Annotated in this window: 5 protein-coding genes; 3 read left to right on the top strand and 2 right to left on the bottom strand. The window is 54.0% G+C overall.

What is annotated here, in order from left to right; all coding sequences use genetic code 11:
* The first annotated feature begins 149 nt into the window (after nucleotides 1-149).
* Nucleotides 150-1,229 carry a flagellar biosynthesis protein FlhB gene (gene flhB / locus V6C07_RS12260; RefSeq protein WP_333536764.1) on the top strand — a complete coding sequence of 360 codons (1,080 nt, stop codon included), beginning with the start codon at nucleotides 150-152 and terminating at the stop codon, nucleotides 1,227-1,229.
* 51 nt (nucleotides 1,230-1,280) lie between these two features.
* Nucleotides 1,281-3,380 carry a flagellar biosynthesis protein FlhA gene (flhA, locus tag V6C07_RS12255; protein WP_333536762.1) on the top strand — a complete coding sequence of 700 codons (2,100 nt, stop codon included), beginning with the start codon at nucleotides 1,281-1,283 and terminating at the stop codon, nucleotides 3,378-3,380.
* A gap of 91 nt (nucleotides 3,381-3,471) precedes the next feature.
* On the opposite strand, the gene V6C07_RS12250 is transcribed toward flhA, so the two are convergent.
* Together V6C07_RS12250 and V6C07_RS12245 are read right to left on the bottom strand one after the other, a co-directional pair.
* Entirely contained in the window at nucleotides 3,472-3,732 is a 261-nt protein-coding gene (locus tag V6C07_RS12250) for a helix-turn-helix domain-containing protein (protein ID WP_333536761.1), read from the bottom strand.
* Between the two features lie 366 nt (nucleotides 3,733-4,098).
* The gene (locus tag V6C07_RS12245) at nucleotides 4,099-4,293 is read right to left on the bottom strand and encodes a helix-turn-helix domain-containing protein (protein WP_333536759.1); all 195 of its coding nucleotides are present in this window, start codon (nucleotides 4,291-4,293) and stop codon (nucleotides 4,099-4,101) included.
* A gap of 299 nt (nucleotides 4,294-4,592) precedes the next feature.
* On the opposite strand from V6C07_RS12245, the gene V6C07_RS12240 reads away from it, so the two are divergent.
* Nucleotides 4,593-5,355 (top strand): MCP four helix bundle domain-containing protein (locus tag V6C07_RS12240; RefSeq protein ID WP_333536758.1); only part of this gene is annotated, 763 nt, incomplete at its 3' end.

Raw genomic sequence — 5,355 nt, 5'->3', positions numbered from 1 at the left:
GCCCGGCTGATCCGCTTTTTTCCCTGCCGGAAACGGCGCGCAGCGGCAGGCGCGGTGCCGCACCGCTGTCCCGGGTACGCTTCTTGCTATCCTGATAAGCGCTCGCAGCTCTTTCAGCGATGCGCCAATAAAACGACGGCGGAAACGGCATGTTCGGCAAACAGAAAGACCCCAGTAAAACAGAAGAAGCAACCCCGAAACGCATCAATAAGCAGCGTGGCGAGGGCAACGTTCCCAAATCCCAGGAACTGGGCAAGGCTGTGAGCCTGCTCGGCGGCATGTCCATTCTTTATGCTTGGATAGGCCCAATGAGCGAAGAAATCAAAAAGCTGTTCCGCCACTTTTTGAGCCATGCGTGGGAATTCGACCCCAACCCGGAAAATGTATACAGCCTCACGCTGGACCTCATGTTTGAGGTCTGCAAGATCATCATGCCCATTCTGCTTACCCTGGCTGTGCTCAGCATGCTGGCCCAGCGCCTGCAGGTGGGCAAACTGTGGACTACCAAGGTTTTCAAGCCCAAGCTGCAGCGTTTCAATATTTTCAAGGGCATCAAGCAGATGCTTTTTTCGCCCCAGACCATCCTGCGCACCATCAAGAGCCTGATGTTTTCCCTTATCCTGTCCATCATACCCGCATGGATTATCTATAAGGAATATCAAAATTTCTTGCCCATGTACTATGCCACCACCGAAGGGGTCGCCGTGTACATGCTGCAAATGGCGTTCAAGCTGGTCAGCTACGCCCTTATCCCCATCCTCATCATCGCGGCCTTTGACGTGTGGCAGTCACGCTATGCCTACAAGGAAAACATGAAAATGACCAAGGATGAGGTCAAGGACGAACACAAGCAGGCCGACGGCGACCCCGTGGTCAAAAGCCAGCAGCGCAAGAAGATGATGGAGGCCATGAGCAAGCGCATGCTTCAGGACGTGCCCAAGGCCGACGTGGTGATCACCAACCCCACGCACATTGCCGTAGCCCTGCGCTACAACGCCACAGAGGCCCCGGCCCCTGTGGTGCTGGCCAAGGGCGCGGACCATCTTGCCGAAAAAATCAAGCAGGCGGCACGGGAGCACAATGTTCCCATCCGCGAAAATGTGCCTCTGGCACGGGCTTTGTATAAGTCTGCCGAGGTGGGCGACATGATCCCCGAAGAGCTTTACAAGGCTGTTGCCACAGTGCTGGCCGCCATCTGGAAGCTCAAGCCAAAGGTGCATAATTCTTAGTTTTTCCAGCGTGCGCTCCCAAACAGGACGCAGAAGCGAGGTGTCAGAAAAATGGCTTCAGCAAGCCTTCCCAAGCTCGACTACAGCAGGTTTTCCCGTAACGGGGAAATCATGCTTGCCGCCGGCGTGGTCATCATCCTTCTGGTCATGCTGGTTCCGCTGCCCACGTTTTTTCTCGACATCATGCTCTGCGTGAGCATTTCCATATCCCTGCTGGTGCTCATTACCACCATGTTCATGAGCTCGCCGCTGGAATTCACCATTTTTCCGTCACTGCTGCTGGTGACCACCCTGCTGCGGCTTTCGCTCAACGTGGCCGCCACCCGGCTTATCCTGCTCAACGGCGACATGGGCGTTGACGCCGCAGGCTCGGTCATCCGCGCTTTCGGCGAATTTGTCGTGGGCGGCAGCTATGTGGTGGGTGCGGTCATATTCATGATCCTGTTCATTCTCAACAAGGTGGTCATCACCGCAGGCACCACGCGCATCGCCGAAGTGGCGGCCCGCTTTACCCTGGACGCCATGCCCGGCAAGCAGATGGCTATTGAGGCCGACCTCAACGCCGGACTTATTGACGAGGAAGAAGCCACCGCACGCCGCAAGGGCATGCGCAAGGAAGCGGACTTTTACGGCGCCATGGACGGTGCGTGCAAATTTGTTTCGGGCGACGTCAACGCGGGCATGTTCATCACCCTTGTCAATATCGTGGGCGGCATCATCATCGGCATGGTGCAGAAAGACATGGACTGGAACACGGCCCTCATGACCTACTCGCTGCTGACCATCGGCGACGGTCTTGTGTCGACCATCCCGTCCATCATCGTGTCCACAGGCACGGGTCTGCTGGTTTCACGCGCGGCCTCCGAAGCCAAGATGGGCGAAGAATTTCTGGCCCAGCTTACCTTCAACAGCCGCGCGCTCAAGATGGTTTCGGCCGTGCTGCTGCTCTTCGCCATTGTTCCCGGTCTGCCCACCATTCCTTTTCTGGTCATTTCCGCCCTTATTTTCACGGTGGCGCGCCTTACGGAAAAGAATGAAGCCGACGACGAAGCCAGAGAAAAAAAGGAAAACAAGGCCAAATCCGGGTCCGGCACAGCCGACACCCCAGAAGAGGTGCAGGCCCTTCTGCCCCTGGATACGCTTGAACTGGAAGTGGGCTACGGCCTCATTCCTCTGGTGGATGAAGAGCAAAGCGGCAACCTGCTGGCGCGCATACGCTCCATACGGCGGCAGTTTGCGCTGGATATGGGCGTGGTCATTCCCTCGCTGCACCTGCGTGACAACCTGCAGCTCAAGCCCGGCCAGTATTCCCTGCTGATCAAGGGCAATCAGGTGGCCTCGGCGGAAATTCTTGTCGACCATTTTCTTGCAATGGATCCCGGCAACGTGACCACCAAGATTCACGGCATTGAGACACGCGAACCGGCCTTTAACCTGCCCGCGCTCTGGATACCCGACAGCCAGCGCGAAGAAGCCATGCTGGCGGGCTATACGGTGGTTGACCCGGCAACAGTCATTGCCACCCACCTGACGGAAGTGTTCAAGCGCCATCTGGCCGACTTCCTTGACCGTCAGGCGGTTCAGGGCCTGCTGGACACCGTGGCGAAGCATTCGCCCAAGGCCGTGGAAGACCTTGTGCCTGGCGTGCTGCCCCTTGGCACCGTGCAAAAGGTGCTGCAACTGCTGGTGCGCGAAAACGTGAGCATACGCGACATGCTCACCATTGTGGAAACCCTGGGCGACTTTGGCGCAGGCGTAAAAAACCCCGATATGCTGACGGAATACGTTCGTGAAAAGCTGGCGCGGTCCATCGTGCGCCCCTATCTGGACAGCCAGGGAACGCTGCCCGTGCTCACCCTTGCCCCCAATGCCGAACGCATGGTGCAGGAAGGCGTGCGCCAGGCAGATACGGGAGCGACCTTTCTTTCGCTCAATCCGGCCTCGGCCCAGCGGCTGGTGCAGAACATCAGCTCCGCCGTGGAAAACGCCGTCAACACCGACGGCCAGCCCGTGCTGCTGGTAAACCCCGTCATACGCCCGCACCTGGCCCAGCTTGTCACGCGCTTTCTGCCCTCGGTGCCGGTCATTTCGCAAGCCGAAATCCCCCCGGACATCCGGCTTCAGGCCGTGGGCAGCGTGGCTGCGGAATAGGCCGGACACCGCATAAAGCAGCACAGCAAAAAAACTGGCCGCCTTTTGTATAAGGCTCTGTTCCACGAAAGGGATTGTAACCATAACATGGTTACAATCCCTTTCGTTTTTTCAAATTTTCAATTTCATTCCGGACCAGCCCGACAAACCTCTCAGGCTCAACCTCAAGCGCCTCGCTCAAAAAAAATAAAACGTTTAATGTCACATTCCATTTACCATTCTCCAACCCGGTAATATAAGCCCGCTCTATCATCGCAAGCTCGGACAACTTGCGCTTACTCATGGCAAGAGCTTCGCGCCTTTCTTTCAAAACATTGGCAACAGCTTCATTTAAATAAGGATATTTTTCCATTTCATCAGTATAGCGGAATTTTCTTGACACAAGATGGCAATATATTACCACTGCGGACAGCTATCAGCCCCCCCCGCATAAAAAGGCGATCAAATCTTGCAAATTTTTTGCGGGTGCTTTCAGGCAAGAGCGGCATCGTGCAACATAATCGAAGGCTGTTTATCGGTGGGCCAAAGCAAGAGAAATATTGATTTTTTCATCAATCGAAAATTTCTTCTCCGTAGTTAACTAAAATAACATGAAAAAAAGGCAGGACATAAAGAAAATATTATACAAAGAACACATAAAATTTATTTAATTTTAAAAGGATACCCAAAAATAAACTAAAACTGAAATCAGGCAAAATGTTATTTTCGCCGGAACAGGCTATTCTGAAAACAAGTCTTTGACTTTTACACCCAGCGCCTGGGCGATGTTCAGAAGTGTTGACATCCGGTAACCGATAATAAGATGGTTTCTTGCCCGTGTTATAGTGTGACTTGACAAACCAGTTCGCGCGTCAATATCTCTGTGCGTCACCTTCTTTTCATTTATTATCTTTTTAAGACTGCTTCTCAACATATCGCGACCTCTCACCATAATATCCTAACAGTCTTGTTCTAACTAGTTCACTGTGATATGTTATTATAAAATTCAAAATTGCTTCTGTTTCAGAGGCAATCGCACGAGGTATACAAACAACAGTCGTGTTCGCAAAAGCCGCATGAGAGCATCAGATATTGCACAAAGATGACAAGCCATGCCGCACAGGCCGCGCCCCCGCAATCCACGGCCAGACTGTGATTTGCTAAACTTCACAAAAATCGTGTGGATACCGGCAGTAGCCAATTTTTGCCAGCACTTTCTGCAAGGAGGATGTGATGAACTTTTTTTCCAATCTAAAAGTGGGCACCAAAATTACCGCCCTGATTGCTCTTCTGCTGCTTTGCATGGCAGGCATCGCGTTCTGGGGCATCCGGCAGCTCAACCTGGTAAGCGATGAGGCAGACAACATGTATTTCATTGACCTGCAGGGCCTTGAGTACGCCAATGCGGCCAATATCGACATGCTTGCGGCCGTGAGGGAGCTTTACAACGTCATTATTTTCCCCCCGGACGTCCGCCCGGGATATGTGCAGAATTATAACCGCTACGCCGACCAGACTGCCGAGGCCCTGAAAAAGGCTGAACCTCTCATCACCGATGCAAACAACAGGCTTCTGCTGCAAAAACTGCAACAGGCGTTTGCCGTAATGGATTCAGGCTATAAGGATCTTATAAAAAAGGCAGATACGGCTTCCGAAGAACACCTGCTTGCTGATCTCGTCAGAATGCGTGAGCAGGTCAACAATGTTGAAAGCATGATGGGCGACCTTGGCGCGGCCATGATGGGCGAAGCTGAACGGCGTGCGGCTGAAACCACAACTGTCTACGAGCACGGCCGCCTGTACAGCCTTGTGCTGCTGGGACTGGCTCTTGTGTTCGGCGCGCTCTACGGCCTTGCCACCAAGCGGGGTATAGCCAATCCGCTTGTGGCTATCGCGGGCAAGGCCACACAAGTGGCTGACGGCGACCTGGATCAGGACTTCAGCCTGAAGCGCGCGGACGAAATCGGGCAACTGGCAGATGCGCTGGCCCGCATGG

It is taken from the genome of Desulfovibrio sp. 1214_IL3152 (assembly GCF_036763055.1).
Lineage (GTDB): Bacteria > Desulfobacterota > Desulfovibrionia > Desulfovibrionales > Desulfovibrionaceae > Desulfovibrio.
The sequence above is the reverse complement of the archived record's forward strand: the minus strand, read 5'-3'. Positions and strand labels throughout refer to the sequence as shown.

Coding starts and splice junctions, on each gene's coding strand:
- V6C07_RS12245 (WP_333536759.1), bottom strand. CDS start 4,293: ATGTTGAGAAGCAGTCTTAAAAAGATAATAAATGAAAAGAAGGTGACG.
- flhB (WP_333536764.1), top strand. CDS start 150: ATGTTCGGCAAACAGAAAGACCCCAGTAAAACAGAAGAAGCAACCCCG.
- V6C07_RS12250 (WP_333536761.1), bottom strand. CDS start 3,732: ATGGAAAAATATCCTTATTTAAATGAAGCTGTTGCCAATGTTTTGAAA.
- flhA (WP_333536762.1), top strand. CDS start 1,281: ATGGCTTCAGCAAGCCTTCCCAAGCTCGACTACAGCAGGTTTTCCCGT.